Raw genomic sequence first — 20883 nt, 5'->3', positions numbered from 1 at the left:
GCACCGTCCTTAAACCGTTAGAGGCGTCAGGTCGCAGCCAACGTTCATTTTTGCGAAGGATTACCCCATGACTAGGCGACTGATCGGTGCATTGGCGATCATCACAACCCTGCTGCTCAGCGGCTGCGGGAATGACTACGGCGTAGACCAGTACGGCCAGAAAGTGCCGGCCGAGCGTCTGGACAAGCAATGGGTGGTGGTCAACTACTGGGCCGAGTGGTGTGGCCCGTGCCGCACGGAAATTCCGGAGCTCAACGCCTTGGCTGAACAGTTGAAGGGGCAGAACGTCGGTGTGTTCGGGGTCAACTTCGACAATGTGCAGGGCGAGGAACTCAAGGCCGCCAGCGACAAGTTGGGGATCAAGTTCACGGTGCTGGCGCAGGACCCGGAGGGGATTTTCGATATTCCGCGCAGCGAGGCGTTGCCGGTCACCTACATCATTGATGACAAGGGCAAGGTGCGGGAGCAGTTGATGGGTGAGCAGACGGCGGAAGGTGTGTTGGCCAAACTCAAGGCCCTGCGCGGTTAAATGTGAGAGGGGGCTTGCCCTCGATGAGGGAGTGTCAGTTGATACATCTGTAGCTGACCCACTGCCATCGGGGGCAAGTCGAATCGTCGCACCGCCCCTCCCACATTTAGATTTCACCAGTCTGCTGGAATCAGCCTTCTTCCAGCCACAAACGGATCGGCTTGCCTTCAGCCGGCCAGAAACGCGTCTGCTCGGTCGGCGAGATATCCCAGCGTTGCACGCCCTGCAAGGCCTGGAAGAAGCGGTGTTCCTGCTCCATCAAGGCCTCGGCGCAGAGCTTGCGGGTGCTGCCGACCTTGCCGAAGGTGAGGGTGTTGCCGTCCAGCGTGTACGGCGCAAACCAATGGTTGCAACCGCCATTGCCATAGGCGCGACCATCGGCGCCGAGGGTGACGGTCAGGTGCGCGTAATCCATCAGCGGCCGCTCACCGATCCACTCCACCACGTAGCTGTGATCCTGCTTGAGCTTGACGGCATCGCCGGCGCAACCCGTCAGGGCCGCAGCGACGACGGCGAGCAGAAGCAGGCGTTTCATTGCGCGGCCTGCTGGCATTTCGGGCAGTGGTGTTTGTCGCCTTCGCTGGCCCAGCCGAGTTCCTTGATGCGCGCGTTGGCGGCCGGTTGCAGCGGCTCTTTGCTCAGCTTGGTTTCCACCGCGAATTCAAACTCCAGCACGCTCTCGCAGCTGTCGCAGTTGACCTTCCAGGTGTGAATCTCCAACTCGCCGAATTTCGGCCCCTGGGCCATGGCGACCCACTGGCCCGCCGGGCGGATGGAGTAGCGTGCGTCACCTTCGACGGTGAGGCGCATCGACAGGGTTTTACTGCCACGCAGGGTTACGACCAGCACGTCGCCGTGCTTGATCGAACCACCGTTGCCGGTGACCTGGTAACGGCCGGGCACCAGGGCGCGGCATTCGATCAGGGTGTGTTGCGGGCTCAGCAAGCTGAAGCGGAAATCGTGTTCGGCCATGGATCCTCCAAATAGGCGCGGCATCCTATCACGGGTGCCGCCTCATCATGAGCCTGGTATGTGACCGCTGATCATCCGTCGACCAGGTTCTGCGCGCGGCCCTCGGCCCATGCGGCAATGTTGGCCAGGGTAGTGCCGGCAATCGCCGCCAGTGCCTCGCGGGTGAGGAAGGCCTGGTGCGCGGTGATGATCACGTTGGGAAAGGTCAGCAGGCGCGCAAGCACATCATCCTGCAAGGGCAGGTCGGAACGGTCCTCGAAAAACAGCTGGGCTTCTTCCTCATACACATCCAGCCCCAGGTAGCCGAGCTGGCCGTCCTTGAGCGCGTCGATCAGCGCCGGGGTGTCGACCAGGCCGCCACGGCCGGTATTGATCAGCATCGCACCGGGCTGCATGTGGGCGAGGGAGCCGGTGTTGATCAGGTGTTTGCTGTCGACGGTCAGCGGGCAGTGCAGGCTGATGATCTGCGCTTGGGCGAGCAGCTCCGGCAAGCTTACGTAGCGTGCGCCGAGGGCCTGGACCTGCGGGTTGGGGAAGGGATCGTAGGCCAGCAACTCGCAGCCGAAACCCGCCATGATCTTGGCAAAGGTGGCGCCGATCTGCCCGGTGCCGACCACGCCGACGGTCTTGCCCACCAGGTCGAAACCGGTGAGGCCATGCAGGCTGAAATCGCCGTCGCGGGTGCGGTTGTAGGCGCGGTGCAGGCGGCGGTTGAGGGCGAGGATCAGCGCCACCGCATGTTCGGCCACGGCGTGGGGCGAATACGCCGGCACGCGCACGATGGTCAGGCCCAGACGCTTGGCGGCGGCCAGGTCGACATGGTTGTAGCCGGCCGAGCGCAGGGCGATCAGGCGCGTGCCGCCGTGGGCCAGCTGCTCCAGCATCGGGGCGCTGAGGTCGTCGTTGATAAAGGCGCAGACCACTTCATGGTGTTCGGCCAGGGCCACGGTGTCGAGGTTCAGGCGGGCGGGTTGGAACTGCAGCTCCAGGCCGGGCGGCAGGGGCTCGCCGAGAAAGCTGTCGCGGTCGTAGGTTTGGCTGCTGAAAAGAATCACGCGCATGAAAAAGCTCCCTGCAATTCACAAATAGGTAACGCGGACCAATGTGGGAGGGGCAAGTCGAATCGTCGCACCGCCCCTCCCACATACAGCGGTCCTCGTTGAATCGTTACACGCTGATCCGCGCCTCACTGGCCAACCGCGCGATCGCCATATCCAGTTCATCCAGCGCGCCGGTGGCCTTGGCGTCGTCCTGTTTGAGCAGGGTTTCGGCGCGATGGCAGGCGGCGCGCAGCTGCGGCACGCCACAGTAGCGGGTGGCGCCGTGCAGGCGGTGCACGCGTTCGATCAGTGCATTGTTGTCGCGGGCGTCACGGGCAAGGTTGATGGCCAGGCGGTCGGCGTCCAGGGACGCCAGGAGCATGGCGAGCATGTCTGCGGCGAGGTCGGCCTTGCCGGCGGCCAGGCGCAGGCCTTCCTCATGGTCCAGCACCGGCAACTGCACGCCAGGCCCGGTGCCTTCGGTACTGCGTTCCGGGCCCTGGTTGCGCAGGGCCAGGCCGGTCCATTTCAACACCACCTGGGCCAGTTGCCGCTCGCTGATGGGTTTGGTCAGGTAATCGTCCATGCCGCTTTGCAGCAAGGCGCGTTTTTCATTGGCCATGGCGTGTGCGGTGAGGGCGACCACCGGCAATGGCGTACCGTGGCGCTCGCTCTCCCACTGGCGGATCGCCTCGGTGCTCTGGCGGCCGTCCATGCCGGGCATTTGCACGTCCATGAGCACCAGGTCGAAGGTGTCTTGCTTCACCGCGTCGACCGCCGCGTAACCGCTTTCCACAGCGCGCACCCGCGCGCCCATGTCTTCGAGCAGGGTCTGCACCAGCAGCAGGTTCGCCGGGTTGTCATCCACACACAGCACGCGCGGTGCGCGGCTGGACAGTGGCTCGCCGGGTTCTGAGCGCGAGGGGCGCGGGCTGATCAGGTCAGAGAGCGCGCGGCGCAGTTTGCGCGTACAAGCGGGCTTGGCCTGCAGCTGGCTGTTGGGGTTGGGCACCGACTGGTTGAACAGCATCTGTTCGGTGGTAGGGCACAGCACCAGCACCTTGCAGCCCAGGTGTTCGAGGTCCCAGAGGTGCTGGTTGAGGCGCTCGGGCGGAATGTCGTTGGCGGTCACGCCGAGTACCGCGAGGTCAATGGCCAGGTCGGTCTGATGCGCGCTGGTGATGCCGTTGGTCAGGCTCTCCAGAGTGTTGAACGGGGTGACTTCCAGGCCGCAGTCTTCCAACTGATGTTGCAAGGCCTGGCGCGCCAGTTCGTGGTTTTCCAGTACCGCCACGCGATGGCCCAGCAGCGGAGCGCAAGGCAGGTCTTCGACATCGTCGCGGGTCTTGGGCAGGTTGAGGCTGATCCAGAATTCCGAGCCTTCGCCGGGGGTGCTGTCGACGCCGATTTCGCCGCCCATCTGTTCGATCAAACGCTTGGAAATCACCAGGCCCAGGCCGGTGCCGCCGGGCTGGCGCGACAGCGAGTTGTCGGCCTGGCTGAACGCCTGGAACAGCGCGCGTACATCCTGGCTGGACAGGCCGATGCCGGTGTCCTGCACGCTGATGCGCAGTTGCACGCTGTCTTCCTGCTCCTCCTCGATCATCGCGCGGGCGACGATGGTGCCCTCGCGGGTGAACTTGATCGCGTTGCTGATCAGGTTGGTCAGGATCTGCTTGAGGCGCAGCGGGTCACCCACCAGCGCCAACGGCGTGTCGCGGTAGACCAGGCTCACCAGCTCGAGCTGCTTGGCATGGGCGGCGGGGGCGAGGATGGTCAGGGTGTCCTGCAGCAGGTCGCGCAGGTTGAAGGGGATGCTGTCGAGTACCAGTTTGCCGGCCTCGATCTTCGAGAAGTCGAGGATTTCGTTGATGATGCCCAGCAGGTTGTCGGCGGACTTTTCGATGGTGCCCAGGTAGTCCAGCTGGCGCGGGGTCAGCTCGCTTTTTTGCAACAAGTGCGTGAAGCCGAGAATGCCGTTGAGCGGCGTGCGGATTTCATGGCTCATGTTGGCCAAAAACTCCGACTTGATGCGGCTGGCCTCCAGGGCCTCCTTGCGCGCCAGGTCCAGCTCGATGTTCTGGATCTCGATGGTTTCCAGGTTCTGGCGCACGTCTTCGGTGGCCTGTTCGATGCTGTGCTGCAGTTCTTCCTGGGCGTTCTGCAGGGTTTCGGCCATGCGGTTGATGCCGGAGGCGAGCTGGTCCAATTCCTGGCTGCCGAGGGAGGGCAGGCGGGTTTCCAGGTTGCCATCCTTGAGCTGGGCCACGGCTTGCTTGATCAGGCCAATCGGCGAGTTGATGGTGCGGCTGATGCGCAGGGCGAGGGCGGCGGTGCAGACCAGGCCGATGGCAATCAGCAGCAGGCTGGCGAACAGGCTGCGGTAGCCACGTAACAACATGCCGTTGTGGGACAGCTCCACCTCGACCCAGCCGAGCAGGCGGTCGGCTTCATCGGGGATCAGGTCGCCGGCCAGGTTGCGATGGCGGCCGAAGACTGGCAGCAGGTAGCGCGTGGCGTCATTGCCGGTGCGCTGCAACAGGTGCGAGCTGTTGCCGATGGGCGCCTGGTTGAGCATGGTCGGGCCCGCGTGGGCCAGGGGCGTGCGGTCGGGGCTGAGGAAGGACACCGCGCGCACGTCCTGCTGCTCCAGGGATTGGGTGGCGATGCGCTCCAGCAGTTCGGTGTTGCGCGCGCTCAGCGCAGGGGCCACCAGCGGTGCCAACTGCTCGGCAATCATTTCGCCGCGTTGCAGCAGTTGGGTCTGTAGTTCCGAGAGCTGCATCCAGGTGAAGTAGCCCCCCAACAAGCAGGCCATCAGGCTGGTCGGTAATAAGGTCAGCAACAGTACGCGGCCTTTTATCCCCATTCTTCTAAGCACGCCACTCTCCTGCTACCACAGTGTTATCGATAATTGACGCGGGCATCCGGCCCGCACCACCTGCGCAGTGTAGCCATTTGCGCGGCATGGAATCTTGCAAAATTAGTGACAGGCGGCAATCTTCGGGCCATTTGCCGTCGGGCGGCGATTGCCTGAGGCGGGGTAATCTTGAATAATCGCGCATTGAGAATGACTTGCAGACGCTAATGAATCCCGCAGCCGTTGGCCTACCCAGTATCCTGACCATCGAAGATGACCCCGTGCTGGGCGCCTATGTGCATGAGCACCTGGGGCGCTGTGGTTTCCAGGTCACCTGGTGCCAGAACGGCCAGCAAGGCCTGCAGATGGCCCGCGACCAGGCGTTCGACGTGGTGCTGATGGATATCCTGCTGCCGGGGCTGGATGGCCTGTCGATCCTCACGCATCTGCGCCAGAGCCATTCGATCCCGGTGATCCTGATGTCGGCGCTGGGCGCCGAGGCCGATCGTATCAGTGGGTTTCGCCTGGGCGCCGACGACTACCTGCCCAAGCCGTTCAGCATGATCGAGCTGCGCGTGCGCATCGAAGCCATCCTGCGCCGCGTGGCCCTGGACCGGCGCCCCTTGCCCAGCCTCGCGCCGATGCGCGACGACGCGCGCACCCTGCGTTTTGACGATGAACTGTGCGACGTCTTCCATCAGGCGCACTGGGCCGGCCTGACCCGCAGCGAATACCGCCTGCTGGAAACCCTGCACCGCAACAGCGAAGAAGTCCTCAGCAAAGCCTTCCTCTACCAACATGTGCTGCAACGCGGCTACGCGCCGCATGACCGCAGCCTGGATATGCATATCAGCCAGATCCGCCGCAAGCTCAAGGCCATCGGCTACAGCGAGCGCGAAGTGCGCACGGTGTGGGGCAAGGGCTACGTGCTGAGCGGTCACGATGACGGGCTTTAAGGGCGCGCTGAAACGGCTGCCGGGCAAGCACTCGTTATTCTGGAAGCTCGCTTGCCTGCTGATCGCCTTCTGTTTGCTGATGATCTGGCTCAGTTGGTCCTGGGGCCGCTATATGGAGGAGCAGAACGCCTACCTGGCAGAGGAGTCCCGCGAGGTGCTCAAAGGCTACGCGGCCGGCGCCGAGCTGGCCTGGACCACTCAGGGCCGGGCGGGGGTGGACGCGTGGTTGCAACTGATGACGCGGCACGAGCCGACCTGGATCGGCGTGATCGGTAGCGATTTGCAATCCCTGAGCAGCACGCCACTGACCGACAAGGAAAGCCAGCGCCTGACCTTCCTGCGTGGCCTCGACTGGCCGGTGAGCCGGCATGTCAAAGGCCTGCCGTGGCTGAAAATCCCGTTTCCCGTGGACCCTGGCGCCGGCTCGCTGGTTATCGAGTTGCCGCAGCGCTTTCTGCCCGGGCGCTATCAGCTGGTGTGGCGCGTGGTCACCAATGGCCTGATCCCCGGCCTGTTTACTTTGTTGCTGTGTATCGGGCTGTATCGGTTGCTGATCATGCCCCTCAATCAACTGCGCGAGCAGGCCAATGCCTGGCGCGCCGACCAGTTGAATACGCGGCTGTCCCTTGCTGCCACCAGCCGCCAGGATGAGCTGGGCGAGTTGGGCCGCGCGTTCGACCATATGTCCGAGCGCTTGCAAGGCACCGTGGTGCTGCAGCAGCAATTGCTGCGCGATATGTCCCATGAACTGCGTACGCCGTTGAGCCGTTTGCAGGTGGCCTGCGACAGTGAGCAAGACCTGGCGCAACTGCGTGAGCGGCTGGGCCGGGAGATTGAGGCCATGCAGCGCCTGGTGGAAGACAGCTTGCAACTGGCCTGGCTGGACACCGAGCGGGCGCCGTTGCCCGAGGAAGACATCCAGCTTCAGGCCTTGTGGGACATGCTGCGGGAAAACGCCTGCTTTGAAAGCGGTTGGCCGGCGTCGCGCCTGCCGTGCCTGCTGGGGCCTGAATGTTGGGTGCGCGGCAACCTCAACACCCTGGCCCAGGCCTTGGAAAACATTTTGCGCAACGCGATACGGCATTCACCGCCGGACGGCGTTGTGTGTCTGGACGGCTGGCGGGATGGCGATTACTGGCACCTGTGGCTGCAAGACCAGGGCGGCGGGATTGCGGAGGAGGATCTGGAGCGGATCTTTGCGCCGTTTACTCGCCTGGATGGTTCACGGCCCGGCGACGGTGGCTTTGGCCTCGGTTTGAGCATCGCCCGCAACGCCGTGTGGCGTCAGCACGGCAGCCTGTGGGCGCAGAACGTCGGCGCGGGCCTGCGCGTGCATGTGCGCCTGCGGGCCTGTTGAGGGTCAACCGCGACGCTGTTTACGTTTCTTCCACTGATGTGCGACCCACCAGCGCCAGTAAAGCATGGTCAGGCAATAGGCCAGTGCGCCTAGCACCAGCCCCAATACCACCGAGCCCAGCAGGAAAGGCTGCCACAAGGTGCTCAGTTGGCCGCTGATCCATTCCCAGGTCAGGTCATCGGGCAGGCTGCGGGGCGGCACATTCATCAACCAGGCGCCGGTCATGTAGGTGCAGATAAACACCACCGGCATGGTGATCGGGTTGGTCAGCCACACCAGGCTGACCGCGATGGGCATATTGCCGCGCACGCCGATCGCCAGCACCGCCGCCAACAGCATCTGCAAGGGAATCGGGATAAATGCCGCGAACAGGCCCACGGCCATGGCCCGCGCCACCGAGTGCCGGTTCAGGTGCCAGAGGTTCGGGTCATGCAGCAATGTGCCGAGAAACTGTAATGACTTGTGTTCCCGGATGCTGCTCGGATCGGGCATGTACCGTTTGAATAAGCGCCGGGGCATAAGGGGTCCAGGTCAGTTCGAGAGGCAAGTATGCCCGCATTCTATAAACAGAAAATTCAGACTTTGTGACAAAACATCATAGGCCGCGCCTCACACCCGGCTATGACTGAGTGGATCACTTGAAAAGGATGATTCATGAGAACAGGGATGTTCGCGCTCGCGCTGGGGCTGCTCACGTTGCGTTGGTTACCGGCATTGCCGCCTGTCGGGTGGTTGCTGGTGCTGCTGGTGGTGGCGCTGATGCTGTTGCCGTTTCGCACCTACCCGCTGGCTTTTTTCCTGCTGGGATTGAGCTGGGCATGCTTCAGCGCACAGTCGGCGTTGGATGATCGCCTGCGCCCGGCTCTGGACGGCCAGACACGTTGGGTGGAAGGGCGGGTAACCGGCTTGCCGCAACGTACCGGCGACGGGGTGCGTTTTGAACTGGCCGACAGCCGGTCGCGCAGGGCGCTGTTACCCAAGCGCATCCGCGTGTTCTGGCGTGGCGGGCCGGACGTGCGCAGCGGCGAACGCTGGCGCTTGGCAATCACCCTCAAGCGGCCATCCGGCCTGTTGAATTTTCATGGGTTTGATCAGGAGGTCTGGCTGCTGGCCCAGCGCATCGGTGCCACCGGCTCGGTCAAGGACGGCCAGCGCTTGGCGCCCGCGCGCAATGCCTGGCGCGATGCTGTTCGTCAGCGCCTGATGGGCGTGGATGCGCAAGGCCGGGAAGCTGGCCTGGCTGCCCTGGTACTCGGGGATGGCTCAGGGCTGGCCGCCGAAGATTGGCAGGTCTTGCAGGACACCGGCACCGTGCATCTGCTGGTGATTTCCGGCCAGCACATCGGCCTGTTGGCAGGGCTGATCTACGCGCTGGTGGCGGGGCTGGCGCGTTACGGTTGCTGGCCGCGGGCCTGGCCGTGGCTGCCATGGGCGTGTGGCCTGGCGTTTGCCGCTGCGGTGGGTTACGGCTTGCTGGCGGGGTTCGGCGTGCCGGTGCAACGGGCCTGTGTGATGGTCGGCCTGGTGTTGTTGTGGCGTTTGCGCTTTCGCCACGTGGGCGTTTGGTGGCCACTGTTGCTGGCACTCAACGGGGTGCTGGCCCTGGAGCCCTTGGCCAGTTTGCAGCCGGGCTTCTGGCTGTCGTTCGCGGCGGTGGCGGTGTTGATCCTGGCGTTCGGTGGGCGGCTGGGGCCGTGGAGCGCCTGGCAGGCCTGGACGCGGCCGCAATGGCTGATCGCCATCGGGCTGTTTCCGGTGTTGCTGGCCCTGGGGTTGCCTATCAGCGTGACTGCGCCGCTGGCCAATCTGGTGGCGGTACCCTGGATCAGCCTTGTGGTGTTGCCGCTGGCGTTGCTGGGCACCGTTACGATTGCGGTGCCTTTGGTCGGAACGGGTTTGTTATGGCTGGCCGGGGGCGCGCTGGATGGCCTGTTCAAGGGCCTGGCGTGGCTGGCCGGGCATGTCCCCGCCTGGGTTCCGGCCGAAGTGGCTTTGGGGTATTGGGCGTTGAGCCTGCTTGGGGCGGTGCTGCTATTGCTGCCCAAAGGCGTGCCGTTTCGCTGGCTGGGCTTGCCTATGCTGCTGCTGGCAGTGTTTCCCCCGCGCACGTTGGTGCCCCACGGGCAAGTGGACGTGGTGCAGTTGGATGTCGGGCAGGGGCAAGCGGTGATCCTGCGCACGCGCCATCACACCCTGCTGTACGACGCCGGCCCGCGCTCGGGGGCGTTCGACCTCGGCGCGCGGGTGGTGCTGCCGTCTTTGCGAAAACTTGGGGTGGGGGCGTTGGACATGATGTTGCTCAGCCATGCCGATGCCGATCACGCCGGCGGTGCCGCGGCCATAGCCAAAGGGTTGCCGGTCAAGCGCGTGGTGGGCGGGGAGACCGAGGGCCTGCCAGGGTTTCTCGACACGCAAGCCTGCGTCAGTGGTGAGCGATGGGTGTGGGACGGTGTGTCATTCGAGCTATGGCAATGGCCTGGGGCTACGAACGGCAATGCACAGTCCTGCGTCTTGCAGGTGCAAGCCAATGGCGAGCGCCTGTTGCTGACCGGCGACATTGACCGCGAGGCCGAGCTGGCCCTGCTTGCCTCGCCGCTGGCAGTGCCGACCGATTGGCTGCAAGCCCCGCATCATGGCAGTCGCAGTTCTTCTTCAGCGCCGTTTCTGCAGCGCCTGGCACCCAAGTCGGTGTTTATATCCCGGGGGCGCGGCAACGCTTTCGGCCATCCCCATCCGCAGGTGTTGGCGCGCTATCAGGCATTGGCCAGCCAGGTCTACGACAGCGCCGAGCAAGGCGCCGTACGTGTGCAACTGGGCCTGTTTGCACCCCCGGTCGTTGCGCGCGGTCAACGCAGGTTCTGGCGTGAACGCTTACCCTAGCCACCGGGATGGCCGACGAGCCCCGTCGGCGAACCTATATGGTAAAGTGGCGCACTTTTTCGAGGGGACATTCACTGTGTGGGAATTGGTCAAATCCGGCGGCTGGATGATGTTGCCGATCATCATGAGTTCCATCGCCGCACTCGGCATCGTTGCCGAACGCCTGTGGACCCTGCGCGCCAGTCGCGTCACCCCTGAGCATCTGCTGGGGCAGGTCTGGGGCTGGATCAAGAACAAACAGTTGGACAAACAAAAGCTCAAGGAGCTGCGCGCCAACTCGCCGCTGGGTGAAATCCTCGCCGCCGGCCTGGCCAACTCCAAGCATGGTCGCGAGATCATGAAAGAGTGCATCGAAGAGGCTGCTGCCCGGGTTATCCACGAGCTGGAGCGCTACATCAATGCGCTGGGCACCATCGCCGCTATGGCGCCGTTGCTGGGCCTGCTGGGCACGGTGCTGGGCATGATCGATATTTTCAGCTCGTTCATGGGCTCGGGCATGACCACCAACGCGGCCGTGCTCGCCGGTGGTATTTCCAAAGCGCTGATCACCACGGCTGCGGGCTTGATGGTGGGTATTCCCTCGGTATTCTTCCACCGTTTCCTGCAACGGCGCATCGATGAACTGGTGGTCGGCATGGAGCAGGAGGCCATCAAGCTGGTGGAAGTGGTGCAGGGCGACCGCGATGTGGACCTGGTCGAGGGCAGAGCGTGAAATTTCGCCGCAAGCAACGGGAAAATGTCGATATCAACCTCGCGTCGCTGATCGATGTGGTGTTTATCCTGCTGCTGTTTTTTGTCGTTACCACCACCTTTACCCGCCAGACCGAGCTGCGTGTCGACCTGCCGGAAGCCGTCAGCGGTTCCCCGGCCGAAGACCAGCAAGTCAAGCAACTGGATATCGCCATCAGCGCCGAGGGGGTGTTTTCGGTGAATAACCAGTTGCTGGAGAAAAACGACCTCAACAGCCTGATGGACGCCCTGCAGAAAGAGTCCGGCGGTGATACCAAAATGCCGCTGTCGATCAGTGCCGATGGCAAGACCCAGCATCAAGCTGTGATCACCGCGATGGACGCTGCCGGCAAGCTCGGTTTCAGCCATCTGCGCATGACCACCGTCGAGGCAGCGAGCCAACCCTGATGGCCATGTCCGATCGTTTGCTCAAGGCCTGGTACGAGGGCCATCCGGCGCTCGCGCTGTTGCGGCCGCTGGAGTCGTTGTATCGCCGGGTGGTGCAGGGCAAGCGTGCGCGTTTCCTGGCGGGCGAGGGCGACATTTATCAGGCGCCGGTGCCGGTGGTGGTGGTCGGTAATATCACTGTCGGTGGCACCGGCAAGACGCCGTTGATCCTGTGGTTGATCGAGCACTGTCGGCGCAGCGGTTTGCGTGTGGGTGTGGTCAGCCGGGGGTATGGCGCCAAGCCACCGCAGTTGCCGTGGCGAGTCGCGGCCGATCACAGCGCCGAGGTAGCCGGTGATGAACCCTTGTTGATCGTGCAGCGTTGTGGCGTGCCGCTGATGATCGACCCCGACCGCAGCCGCGCGGTCAAGGCGCTGCTGGCCAGTGAGCCGCTGGACCTGATCCTCTCCGACGACGGCCTACAGCATTACAGGCTGGCCCGTGACCTGGAGCTGGTGCTGATCGACGCCGCACGCGGCCTGGGCAATCGCCGCTGCCTGCCGGCCGGGCCGCTGCGCGAGCCGGTGGAGCGCCTGCAAAGCGTGGATGCGCTGCTGTATAACGGCGCTGCGGCGGATCGTGAAGACGGTTTTGCCTTTCGCTTGCAGCCTGCCGCGCTGGTCAATCTGCTGACTGGCGAGCGCCAGCCGGTGGATCATTTTCCGCCTGGCCAGCAGGTGCATGCGGTTGCCGGCATCGGCAACCCGCAACGTTTCTTCAAGACCCTTGAAACGCTACACTGGCAGCCCATACACCATGCTTTTGCCGACCACGCGCCTTACAGCGCCGAGGTCTTGAACTTTACGCCGTCGTTGCCGCTGGTCATGACCGAGAAGGACGCGGTGAAGTGCCGCGCCTTTGCCCAGCACGACTGGTGGTACCTTGCGGTGGACGCCGTGCCGTCGCCGGCGTTCGTCGCCTGGTTCGACACCCAGTTGATGCGCCTGCTGCCCGCCCGTCTCTTGCCTTAAACGCTGCTATCCAGGAAACACTCATGGACACCAAATTGCTCGACATCCTCGCTTGCCCGATCTGCAAAGGCCCGCTCAAGCTCAGCGCCGATAAAACCGAGCTGATCAGCAAAGGCGCCGGCCTGGCGTACCCGATCCGTGATGGCATCCCGGTGATGCTGGAAAGCGAAGCCCGCACCCTGACCACTGATGAGCGTCTGGATAAATGACTACAGCCTTTACCGTTGTCATTCCGTCCCGCTACGCCTCGACGCGTCTGCCGGGCAAGCCGCTGCAACTGATCGGCAACAAGCCGATGATTCAGCTGGTGTGGGAACAGGCTTGCAAGAGCAGCGCCCAGCGCGTGGTGGTAGCCACCGATGATCCGCGCATCATCGAGGCCTGCAAAGGCTTCGGCGCTGAAGCGGTATTGACCCGCGAAGACCATAACTCCGGCACCGATCGCCTGGCCGAAGTGGCGACGCAGCTTGGCCTGGCGCCCGACGCCATCGTGGTCAACGTGCAGGGTGACGAGCCGTTGATCCCGCCAAGCGTGATCGACCAGGTGGCCGCCAACCTCGCGGCCCATGGCGAGGCGCGCATGGCCACGCTGGCCGAGCCGATCGAAGACATCGACACCCTGTTCAACCCCAACGTGGTCAAGGTGGTCAGCGACATTAATGGCCTGGCGCTGACCTTCAGCCGTTCGACCTTGCCCTGGGCGCGCGATGCCTTCGCCAAGAGCCGCGACGTGTTGCCGGAAGGCGTACCGTATCGTCGCCATATCGGCATCTACGCCTACCGCGCCGGCTTCCTGCATGACTTCGTCAGCTGGGGCCCGTGCTGGCTGGAAAACACCGAATCCCTGGAGCAACTGCGCGCCCTGTGGCACGGCGTGCGCATCCACGTGGGTGATGCCCTGGAAGCGCCGCCGGCCGGCGTTGACACCCAGGAAGACCTCGAGCGCGTCCGTCGCCTGCTGGGGGCGTGATGGAAGTTCTGTTTGTCTGCCTGGGCAATATCTGCCGCTCGCCAACCGCCGAGGGCGTACTGCGCCATAAATTGCGCGAAGCCGGCTTGGCCGGGCAGGTAGATGTAGCTTCCGCCGGCACCGGTGAATGGCATGTCGGCAACCCGCCGGACCAGCGTAGCCAGCGTGCGGCATTAGTGCGTGGCTACGACCTGTCAGCCCAGCGGGCCCAGCAGGTCAGCCGCGCCGACTTTGCGCGTTATGACCTGATCCTGGCGATGGACCACAGCAACTTGCGTAATCTCAAGGCCATGCAGCCGGGGCAGGGCAAGGCGGAGCTGGACCTGTTCCTGCGTCGTTATGACGGTGAAGTCGACGAAGTGCCGGACCCTTACTACGAAGGCGAGCAAGGTTTCGAGCGGGTCCTGGACCTGATCGAGCGGGCCTGTGATTTATTGGTGATCGAATTGAAGGGGCGGTTATGACCTTGCAGGTGCTGGCGCAGGTGTCGCTCAAGCCATTCAACAGTTTTGGCATTGACGTGCGTGCCCAGCTGTTTGCCGAAGCCCACAATGATGACGATGTGCGTGCGGCCCTGGCCTACGCGGCCGTTGAAGACGTGCCGTTGCTGGTGATCGGCGGTGGCAGCAACCTGTTGCTGACCCAGGATATTCCCGCGCTGGTCCTGCGCATGGCCAGCCAGGGCATCCGGGTGTTGCACGATGATGGCGTGCAGGTGGTGGTTGAAGCCGAAGCGGGCGAGGCCTGGCATCCGTTTGTGCTGTGGACCCTGGAACAGGGTTTTTGCGGCCTGGAAAACCTCAGCCTGATCCCCGGCACCGTCGGCGCCGCGCCCATGCAAAACATTGGCGCCTATGGTGTGGAAATCAAGGATGTATTCGCCGGGCTCACAGCCCTGGATCGCCACACCGGCGAGCTGCGCGATTTCAGCCTGGCGGAATGCAACTTCGCTTACCGTGACAGCCTGTTCAAGCACGAAACCGGGCGCTGGCTGATCCTGCGGGTACGCTTTGCACTGAGCCGCGCCAGCCATCTCAAACTCGACTACGGCCCAGTGCAACAGCGCCTGGCCGGGCAGGGCATCACCGAGGCGACGCCGAGTGATGTGAGCCGGGCCATCTGCAGCATTCGTCGCGAAAAACTGCCGGACCCAGCCGAGCTGGGCAATGCCGGCAGTTTCTTCAAGAACCCATTGGTATCCCAAGCACTTGCGACTGAGCTGCAGGCGCTGTACCCGGACCTGGTGGCCTATCCCCAGGCAGACGGGCAGATGAAGCTCGCTGCCGGTTGGCTGATCGACAAGGCCGGCTGGAAGGGTTTTCGTGACGGTGATGCCGGGGTGCATGCGCTGCAGGCGTTGGTGCTGGTCAACTATGGCGGTGCCACGGGGCACGACATTGCGAACCTGGCGCTGCGTATCCAGCAGGATATCGCCAAGCGCTTCAAGGTCGAGCTGGAAAGGGAACCCAACCAGTACTGACGCCCTGAAAACAAAAATGCCCCGTATCTTTCGATACGGGGCATTTTTTATGCAGCTGTGAATCAGTCGTCGCGGCTCATGATGCCGAAGATCTGCAACAGGCTGATAAACAGGTTGTAGATCGACACATACAGGCTGACGGTCGCCATGATGTAGTTGCGCTCACCGCCGTGGATGATTGCACTGGTCTGGAACAGGATGCACACCGAGGAGAACAGCACGAAGCCAGCGCTGATCGCCAGTTGCAGGCCGCTGATCTGGAAGAACATGCCTGCGACCACAGCCGCCAGCAACACGAAGAAGCCTGCGGTGATGAAGCCGCCCAGGAAGCTCATGTCCTTGCGGGTGATCAGCACGTAGGCCGACAGACCACCAAACACCAGTGCGGTCATGGCAAACGCCGAGCTGACCACTTCCGCGCCGCCGGCCATGCCGAGGTAACGGTTGAGGATCGGGCCGAGGATAAAGCCCATGAAACCGGTCAAGGCAAACGCCGACACCAGGCCCCAGGCCGAATCACGCAGCTTGTTGGTCAGGAAGAACAGACCATAGAAACCGATCAGCACGACAAAGATATTCGGGTAGCCGACCCGCATCTGCTGGGCCACGAACGCCATCACACCGCTGAATGCGAGGGTCAGGGCGAGCAAGCCATAGGTGTTGCGCAACACGCGGCTGACTTCAAGCTGCTCAGCCTGCGCGTTGCCATTCACTGCGTAATTCTGTTCGCGCATGGCGACACTCCTTCAGTTTTGAAACATTCAGTCGCAAGGATCATAACAGACGCTCTGTAACAAGCGATGGCGAGAGTTTGACAGTGTGTTTCATTCGGGTATTATGGCGCCCGCTGAGACAGGATGGGCTACTATAATCCTGTGATGCATAAGGGAAATTGGCAGAGTGGTTGAATGCACCGGTCTTGAAAACCGGCGAACGTTAATAGCGTTCCCAGGGTTCGAATCCCTGGTTTCCCGCCAAACATCAAAAAGAAATCCCGCGAGCCGTTGGCTCCGCGGGATTTTTTGTGCCGATATTTGGCCGATGATATGGGGCAGTAACCGCAGTTCGTTGGCGTGACATTGCTTGCGGCATTCGCGAAATCAGCCGATGAGAATAACTCTACCGTTAATACGGTCAAAGAAGTGCACTGCTGTGACGGTCGATCAACTACTGATTGCCGCTGGCTTAAATATCCCTGCGGATAATCGTCTTTCCGAAGTTTTTAAAGGCTTGTGTGTATTGGCGTCGCCAGTTTTGTTGCCAGAACTCTTCGTCTGCTGTGGTGCCGTCTGCTATACGACATGTTGAGATATCACTCTTTGCCACGCATTCGGGTTGATGGTTGCAGATAAGCGGGAGTGAGCAGTAAGCCTTGAAAGACTTTGAAAACAGGTTGTCGATGGGCGTGCCCGAGTAGTGCGATAACTTGATAAGTTCGCGACAACCTTCGTTTGACATGATGTAGGCAAACGTCCCTTTGGCTCTGAGTCTCGCGATTCCTCGGTCCCAGGTCAGCCATAGCTTGCCCAAGGTTGCGCCGAGGTAGAGAAGCTTGGGCGCGCGCCGCGCAATGAACCGATTGATGCGCAGAATTTGCTGGGGCGAGAAGCTTGACAGCGTTGCATCATCTTCCAGAATCAATACGGTTTTATACTGGCGCTCCACTGCTAACGTCGCACATTTGATGTGGGAGTCAAAGCAACCGCGTTCCGGGTTCTCCACGTCGGCATCGACGATGACGAATTCGATGTCCAGACCGGAATGTGCAAATTCCTGTTTAATCAAATCCCTGCGGTCCTGCCGGTTTTTCAAACTTATACAAAGCGCTCCATCTATCTGGAGATTGCTTAAGTTCTTGGTTGCTCTCACTGGACACGCCCTTCTGTGGTTGGAAGGGCGAATACTAAGCGAGCGCACATTACAGTCCATAGAACTCTGCTGGTCTTTTTGTGGGAACAATCTTAGTGTTGCGTAGCTTTTGTGTTGCGTGGCTTTTAGAAATGTGTGGTTTCAGTACTTGTCGCTGTCATATTCCTTGTGCGCTCCCATTACCATCCGGTTGAACACACCATCACGCTTCACCCACCGGTGAAACAGTGCCGCCGCCAGGTGCAGCAGGATGAGTGCAAAAAAACCATAAGCCAGCAGGGCATGGCGATCGTGCAGCCGTGTGTACAGCCCCGGGTCCGGCCGTACCAGGGGCGCAAGCCGCTCGCCAAAGACGTTGGGCGTGGGGTAACCGCCGGCCGACAGCATGGCCCAGCCGATGAGGGGAAGAAGGGTCATCAGCACATAAAAACCAAGGTGCACCGCCGCCAGACCAAACCTGTGTCCATGGGTCAGCCCTTCGGGCAGTGCAGGCGGCGCAGAGAGCAGGCGATTGCAGATGCGGACGACGGCCAGTATGAAAATGCTTACGCCGAACACCAGGTGCAGGTTCAGCAACTGTGGCCGCCATTGCAATGCGCTGTTCATCGCCACGCCGATGAACAACGTAGCCAACAGCAGCACGGCCATTGACCAGTGAAGCAGCCTTGCGGTGAGGTTATAGCGCTTGGGCGCAGTGCTGGAAGGCTTCATGGCGTCACCTTTTTGCCAGCGGATTTGTCGCCGTTTTCACGCTGGCGCAGGTTGAACGATTTTGCATAGGTTCCAGATCGGGCGTGCAGGATTGGGTCGTCCGAAATCTCAATGCCGTCCGGCACAAGGGTTGGGTCGAAGTTGATGTCGCGACAGGCGCCGGTGGCTTGCTCGCTCAAGGCGGTGACGATCAAGCTGCCGGCATTGACGTGCCGGCGGTTATCCGGCCATGGCTGTGAGGGGTCCAGCACCGGGTCGGTCGGCTCGGCAACCGTGATCACCAGGTCCCAGACCAGTTGCTTGGCTGCGAGCTTTTGAACAAGGTCGTCGAACAGAACATGCGCCTCGGCTTTTTCGCGAGTGCCCACCGGCCAGGCCTTGAAGGGCAGGCGTGGCTGCAAAGACCAGCGCACGAACTGTTCCTGTCGGCGCTCGGAGATGAACACGAAGGTGTTGACGCTGTTGAATCGAGTGACGGCAAAACTATTGGCCCAGGGCGCCTTGTCGGACCACTCGACATATTTTTTGGCCTGCGGGTGGGCGGCGTAAAACGCCTCAACACGCTCGGGCACCGAAAGCCCGGTTCTGGCGTCGGGCTCGAACGCCTCGCCCATGGCGATCAGCCCCGCAACGGTTGCCGTCGGGAAGAACGGCTCGTTGACCATTGCCATACGCCACTCGCCGCCGTCGTGATCCTTGAGTTGCAGGGCGATGCTGAGGGACCGGCCGGCATTATCGGCGGCGTGCGGGTCGCCAGCACCCAGGGAGAAGCGGCCCACCACGGGTGTTGAAGGTTCGCGGAAGACGATTGCAGACGACAACTCGGCTGCTTGCCGCGTGGGGAAGAACTGCCCGCTAAAGCACACGCCTTTGCCATGCGCGCGCCGAAAACCCGCAGGGAACGGCTGCGGTGCATCCTTGACCAGCGCCGCCAGCACTTTATCGGCGGTGAGTCGGTCCTGGCCTATCCATCCCGCCAGCCAGGCAAATGTGCCAGCCAAACCCACAATAATGAAACCGATGCGCAAGACCGAGCACCCGTGCGAGCCAAGCATTGAAAGGGAGCGGGACAAAGCTGAACCTCCGGAAATACACTGAAACATGCGGCCATCCGCGACGGGAGAGTAGTGGCACACCACGTGGAATGGTTCCAAACCCGCCGGCCCCGGCTAGCCTTCGACGCCATCCGGTTGGCGCTTCAATACCAGCGACGCCAACCCTGTCTGCACATACGCGTTGGCCGGCACCGTCGACACAGTGCTCAGCACCGCCAGCTCCAGCACATCGCTGTGCAGGTTCAGTGAGCCGCTCAGCGACAGCGCGGCGGTTTGCTCTGCTGCCGTAATAGCTACGGACTGCAATGGCAGCCCGCCCGCCGCGGCACTGATATCGGTAAACCCGGCAACCGCGGTAGCCCCCGAGGGGCCCGACAGGTAGCCGGTGACGCGACCGAAGCGGCCCTCCCACTCGGCGTGTACCGTCACTGCCAGCACCGTGCCATCGGCTGCCAGCCACGTGCCGTTCAATGGGTTGTCGGTTTCAGTCGACGGGGTGCTGGCCAGTCGCTCGGCCGCGACGGCGCCGGTGCGCCGGTAGCACAGTTTGTCGATGTACGTGCCACGTTGCGCCAAGCCCGGAAAGTCACTGCTCGCCACCAGCAAGTGGGAGAGTTCGAGTATGTCTTCGGTGCCGCTTAGGGTGACCTGACCACACAGGCCGGACGACCAGTTCCAACTCGGGTCCGCGGGGTCCTTGCCGATCGAATGCCATTCGATGGCAAGCGCCACGGGCAGCCCCTGGTTGGGTGTTTCAGCAGACTTCAGTTGATAGCCCACCACCTCGTAGCGCCCGGTTGATCCGGTTGACGATTGATAGGTGCCGGTGACCCGGTTGCCGTTGACGTTGAGTGTCATCACCGAGCCGTAGTGGTTTTTCCAGGTGCCTGCCACGGACATCGACGGTGCACGCGCGGGCAGGGTGACCTTGCAAGTGGCCACTTCACGCGGGCCGGGCATGAACCGGCGTGACGAGGCACGCGTGATGATCTGCGGCCCCTCCGGGCGGTTGAACAACCAGACTCCCACCGGCGCCAGTGAGTAGACCCCCGGCCCACAGTGCACCACCTGATACTCAAACACGCTGTAGCAGTGCTCCATCACCAGCGAACCCACCAGCACCAGGTCCGTGAGGCCCAACGGTGCAAACTGCGCGAGGGTCTGGCCCTGTTGCGGGCCGCCTTCGATCAGCACGTTATAGAGGTCCGCGCCGAGGGTGATTTCACCGTCGGCAAAGCCCAGCACCACGTCAGGACTCCCCCCCTGTGCAATGCGCGCAAGGGTTTGCTGCATGAGCGCATCATCGCCCTTGAACTGTGACGAGCCGGAGTCCAGGGCGAACCTGAGGTCGGTGGCCAGGGTTTCACCGCCCACCGAATAGGACCTGAGCTGGGTTGACCAGATGTATTCCACCCCAGGCACTGTGCTGTAGAGCGACCAGGGCAGGAACACGTGGGCGCCACGGGTTTTAGTGGCGTCGACGGCGCCCATTTGGCAGGTACCTTGGTGCTCGGCGGCGTCCCAGTCAAACGCTACGTAAGGCTGGGCCGGGTCAAGCTGGCCGCTGCGGATCAGTTCCTGGAACAGGCACGCGCTGCGGCCTTCGACATAAGCGCTGCTGCATGGCAGGCCGAAACCGCCATCCCAGTCCAACTGTTTGAACTGCTCGCCGCCATACTGGGCCGCCAGAAACAGTTTCATCGTCAGCGCGCTGCCGCCGGGGAGGGTCAGCAGGTCCGCAGCGGTTTCCACCTGCATGCTGCCCCAGGGGCCGAAGCTGTACGGGCGTTGCAGGCAATCGGTGAAGGCAAAGCTGCTGGAGGTCCGGTAGTCGAACCGGCCGCTACCAAAGTGAGTGCACTGCGCGGGCGGGCACAGCGTCGAGGTGACCCAGGTGATAGTGGTGCCGGTATCGAGGGCAAATTTCAGCGGCTGCGCGGGCGTGCCCAGTTCGAGGGTCGAATACCATGGCGTCGCACCATTGTTCTGAAAGGGCCCGCGCTGCATGGGCAATACCAGCCCGTGGGCTGTGGAGGGAGTGTTCATGATGACTTCCG

The 20883-nt window shown here is 62.5% G+C and carries 21 protein-coding genes and 1 tRNA gene; 12 read left to right on the top strand and 10 right to left on the bottom strand.

The annotated features are described in order from the left end of the window. The first annotated feature begins 67 nt into the window (after nucleotides 1-67). On the top strand, nucleotides 68-529 hold the full coding sequence (locus AC0IYH_RS05025) for a TlpA disulfide reductase family protein (RefSeq protein ID WP_116629752.1): 462 nt from the start codon (nucleotides 68-70) through the stop codon (nucleotides 527-529). 130 nt (nucleotides 530-659) lie between these two features. On the opposite strand, the gene AC0IYH_RS05020 is transcribed toward AC0IYH_RS05025, so the two are convergent. From AC0IYH_RS05020 to AC0IYH_RS05005, 4 genes are all read right to left on the bottom strand, one after another. After that, nucleotides 660-1064, bottom strand: a complete 405-nt coding sequence (locus tag AC0IYH_RS05020) for an META domain-containing protein (protein ID WP_471833129.1) — start codon at nucleotides 1062-1064, stop codon at nucleotides 660-662. Further along, nucleotides 1061-1501, bottom strand: coding sequence for a hypothetical protein (locus AC0IYH_RS05015; protein ID WP_471833128.1), 441 nt, complete (start codon nucleotides 1499-1501; stop codon nucleotides 1061-1063). Before AC0IYH_RS05015 ends, AC0IYH_RS05020 begins: the two co-directional genes overlap by 4 nt. Nucleotides 1502-1572: 71 nt before the next feature. Beyond that, nucleotides 1573-2562 carry a 2-hydroxyacid dehydrogenase gene (locus AC0IYH_RS05010; protein WP_471833127.1) on the bottom strand — a complete coding sequence of 330 codons (990 nt, stop codon included), beginning with the start codon at nucleotides 2560-2562 and terminating at the stop codon, nucleotides 1573-1575. A 106-nt stretch (nucleotides 2563-2668) separates the two neighbouring features. Continuing rightward, nucleotides 2669-5422, bottom strand: coding sequence for a response regulator (locus AC0IYH_RS05005; RefSeq protein WP_471833126.1), 2754 nt, complete (start codon nucleotides 5420-5422; stop codon nucleotides 2669-2671). Nucleotides 5423-5628: 206 nt separating this feature from the next. On the opposite strand from AC0IYH_RS05005, the gene AC0IYH_RS05000 reads away from it, so the two are divergent. After that, nucleotides 5629-6357, top strand: a complete 729-nt coding sequence (locus AC0IYH_RS05000) for a response regulator transcription factor (protein WP_116629747.1) — start codon at nucleotides 5629-5631, stop codon at nucleotides 6355-6357. Then, nucleotides 6344-7714 (top strand): sensor histidine kinase, encoded by a 1371-nt coding sequence (locus tag AC0IYH_RS04995; protein ID WP_116629746.1) that lies wholly within the window; start codon nucleotides 6344-6346, stop codon nucleotides 7712-7714. The genes AC0IYH_RS05000 and AC0IYH_RS04995 overlap by 14 nt, the downstream gene beginning before the upstream one ends. Before the next feature lie 3 nt (nucleotides 7715-7717). On the opposite strand, the gene AC0IYH_RS04990 is transcribed toward AC0IYH_RS04995, so the two are convergent. After that, nucleotides 7718-8233, bottom strand: a complete 516-nt coding sequence (locus AC0IYH_RS04990; protein WP_116629745.1) for a DUF2062 domain-containing protein — start codon at nucleotides 8231-8233, stop codon at nucleotides 7718-7720. Between the two features lie 135 nt (nucleotides 8234-8368). Here AC0IYH_RS04990 and AC0IYH_RS04985 point away from each other — a divergent pair, with 135 nt between their 5' ends. From AC0IYH_RS04985 to murB, 8 genes are all read left to right on the top strand, one after another. After that, entirely contained in the window at nucleotides 8369-10594 is a 2226-nt protein-coding gene (locus AC0IYH_RS04985) for a DNA internalization-related competence protein ComEC/Rec2 (protein ID WP_471833125.1), read from the top strand. A gap of 76 nt (nucleotides 10595-10670) precedes the next feature. After that, a complete protein-coding gene (locus tag AC0IYH_RS04980) occupies nucleotides 10671-11306 on the top strand; it encodes a MotA/TolQ/ExbB proton channel family protein (protein ID WP_116629743.1) in 636 nt (211 codons plus the stop codon). Continuing rightward, nucleotides 11303-11731: an ExbD/TolR family protein gene (locus AC0IYH_RS04975; protein ID WP_116629742.1), complete on the top strand. Its 429-nt coding sequence runs from the start codon at nucleotides 11303-11305 to the stop codon at nucleotides 11729-11731. The genes AC0IYH_RS04980 and AC0IYH_RS04975 overlap by 4 nt, the downstream gene beginning before the upstream one ends. Next, a complete protein-coding gene (lpxK, locus tag AC0IYH_RS04970; RefSeq protein ID WP_471833124.1) occupies nucleotides 11731-12741 on the top strand; it encodes a tetraacyldisaccharide 4'-kinase in 1011 nt (336 codons plus the stop codon). Before AC0IYH_RS04975 ends, lpxK begins: the two co-directional genes overlap by 1 nt. A 23-nt stretch (nucleotides 12742-12764) precedes the next feature. Then, nucleotides 12765-12950, top strand: coding sequence for a Trm112 family protein (locus AC0IYH_RS04965; protein WP_003174668.1), 186 nt, complete (start codon nucleotides 12765-12767; stop codon nucleotides 12948-12950). After that, the gene (gene kdsB, locus AC0IYH_RS04960) at nucleotides 12947-13711 is read left to right on the top strand and encodes a 3-deoxy-manno-octulosonate cytidylyltransferase (protein ID WP_122771706.1); all 765 of its coding nucleotides are present in this window, start codon (nucleotides 12947-12949) and stop codon (nucleotides 13709-13711) included. The genes AC0IYH_RS04965 and kdsB overlap by 4 nt, the downstream gene beginning before the upstream one ends. Next, complete coding sequence (locus tag AC0IYH_RS04955; protein WP_471833123.1) at nucleotides 13711-14175, top strand: low molecular weight protein-tyrosine-phosphatase; 465 nt, start codon at nucleotides 13711-13713, stop codon at nucleotides 14173-14175. Before kdsB ends, AC0IYH_RS04955 begins: the two co-directional genes overlap by 1 nt. Then, nucleotides 14172-15191: a UDP-N-acetylmuramate dehydrogenase gene (gene murB / locus AC0IYH_RS04950; protein WP_471833122.1), complete on the top strand. Its 1020-nt coding sequence runs from the start codon at nucleotides 14172-14174 to the stop codon at nucleotides 15189-15191. The genes AC0IYH_RS04955 and murB overlap by 4 nt, the downstream gene beginning before the upstream one ends. A 62-nt stretch (nucleotides 15192-15253) precedes the next feature. On the opposite strand, the gene AC0IYH_RS04945 is transcribed toward murB, so the two are convergent. Beyond that, nucleotides 15254-15925 carry a Bax inhibitor-1/YccA family protein gene (locus AC0IYH_RS04945; RefSeq protein ID WP_003174664.1) on the bottom strand — a complete coding sequence of 224 codons (672 nt, stop codon included), beginning with the start codon at nucleotides 15923-15925 and terminating at the stop codon, nucleotides 15254-15256. A 152-nt stretch (nucleotides 15926-16077) separates the two neighbouring features. On the opposite strand from AC0IYH_RS04945, the gene AC0IYH_RS04940 reads away from it, so the two are divergent. Further along, nucleotides 16078-16168, top strand: a tRNA-Ser gene (locus AC0IYH_RS04940). A gap of 208 nt (nucleotides 16169-16376) precedes the next feature. Here the strand turns inward: AC0IYH_RS04940 and AC0IYH_RS04935 are convergent. The 4 genes from AC0IYH_RS04935 to AC0IYH_RS04920 form a co-directional block, all read right to left on the bottom strand. Then, entirely contained in the window at nucleotides 16377-16976 is a 600-nt protein-coding gene (locus AC0IYH_RS04935; RefSeq protein ID WP_471833121.1) for a glycosyltransferase family 25 protein, read from the bottom strand. A gap of 225 nt (nucleotides 16977-17201) precedes the next feature. Further along, nucleotides 17202-17771: a cytochrome b gene (locus tag AC0IYH_RS04930; protein WP_471833120.1), complete on the bottom strand. Its 570-nt coding sequence runs from the start codon at nucleotides 17769-17771 to the stop codon at nucleotides 17202-17204. Further along, entirely contained in the window at nucleotides 17768-18874 is a 1107-nt protein-coding gene (locus tag AC0IYH_RS04925; protein ID WP_471833119.1) for a catalase family peroxidase, read from the bottom strand. The genes AC0IYH_RS04930 and AC0IYH_RS04925 overlap by 4 nt, the downstream gene beginning before the upstream one ends. A gap of 66 nt (nucleotides 18875-18940) precedes the next feature. Then, a complete protein-coding gene (locus AC0IYH_RS04920) occupies nucleotides 18941-20872 on the bottom strand; it encodes an avidin/streptavidin family protein (RefSeq protein ID WP_471833118.1) in 1932 nt (643 codons plus the stop codon). Nucleotides 20873-20883 lie beyond the last annotated feature (11 nt).

The sequence above is a fragment of the Pseudomonas sp. AC463 genome, from assembly GCF_979253585.1.
Note: the sequence above shows the minus strand (reverse complement) of the source record. Positions and strands in the feature narration are given on the sequence as shown.

Coding starts and splice junctions, on each gene's coding strand:
- AC0IYH_RS04920 (WP_471833118.1), bottom strand. CDS start 20,872: ATGAACACTCCCTCCACAGCCCACGGGCTGGTATTGCCCATGCAGCGC.
- kdsB (WP_122771706.1), top strand. CDS start 12,947: ATGACTACAGCCTTTACCGTTGTCATTCCGTCCCGCTACGCCTCGACG.
- AC0IYH_RS04955 (WP_471833123.1), top strand. CDS start 13,711: ATGGAAGTTCTGTTTGTCTGCCTGGGCAATATCTGCCGCTCGCCAACC.
- AC0IYH_RS05010 (WP_471833127.1), bottom strand. CDS start 2,562: ATGCGCGTGATTCTTTTCAGCAGCCAAACCTACGACCGCGACAGCTTT.
- AC0IYH_RS04930 (WP_471833120.1), bottom strand. CDS start 17,771: ATGAAGCCTTCCAGCACTGCGCCCAAGCGCTATAACCTCACCGCAAGG.
- AC0IYH_RS04965 (WP_003174668.1), top strand. CDS start 12,765: ATGGACACCAAATTGCTCGACATCCTCGCTTGCCCGATCTGCAAAGGC.
- murB (WP_471833122.1), top strand. CDS start 14,172: ATGACCTTGCAGGTGCTGGCGCAGGTGTCGCTCAAGCCATTCAACAGT.
- AC0IYH_RS05020 (WP_471833129.1), bottom strand. CDS start 1,064: ATGAAACGCCTGCTTCTGCTCGCCGTCGTCGCTGCGGCCCTGACGGGT.
- AC0IYH_RS05025 (WP_116629752.1), top strand. CDS start 68: ATGACTAGGCGACTGATCGGTGCATTGGCGATCATCACAACCCTGCTG.
- AC0IYH_RS04985 (WP_471833125.1), top strand. CDS start 8,369: ATGAGAACAGGGATGTTCGCGCTCGCGCTGGGGCTGCTCACGTTGCGT.
- AC0IYH_RS05015 (WP_471833128.1), bottom strand. CDS start 1,501: ATGGCCGAACACGATTTCCGCTTCAGCTTGCTGAGCCCGCAACACACC.
- AC0IYH_RS04990 (WP_116629745.1), bottom strand. CDS start 8,233: ATGCCCCGGCGCTTATTCAAACGGTACATGCCCGATCCGAGCAGCATC.
- AC0IYH_RS04945 (WP_003174664.1), bottom strand. CDS start 15,925: ATGCGCGAACAGAATTACGCAGTGAATGGCAACGCGCAGGCTGAGCAG.
- AC0IYH_RS05000 (WP_116629747.1), top strand. CDS start 5,629: ATGAATCCCGCAGCCGTTGGCCTACCCAGTATCCTGACCATCGAAGAT.
- lpxK (WP_471833124.1), top strand. CDS start 11,731: ATGGCCATGTCCGATCGTTTGCTCAAGGCCTGGTACGAGGGCCATCCG.
- AC0IYH_RS04995 (WP_116629746.1), top strand. CDS start 6,344: ATGACGGGCTTTAAGGGCGCGCTGAAACGGCTGCCGGGCAAGCACTCG.
- AC0IYH_RS04925 (WP_471833119.1), bottom strand. CDS start 18,874: ATGTTTCAGTGTATTTCCGGAGGTTCAGCTTTGTCCCGCTCCCTTTCA.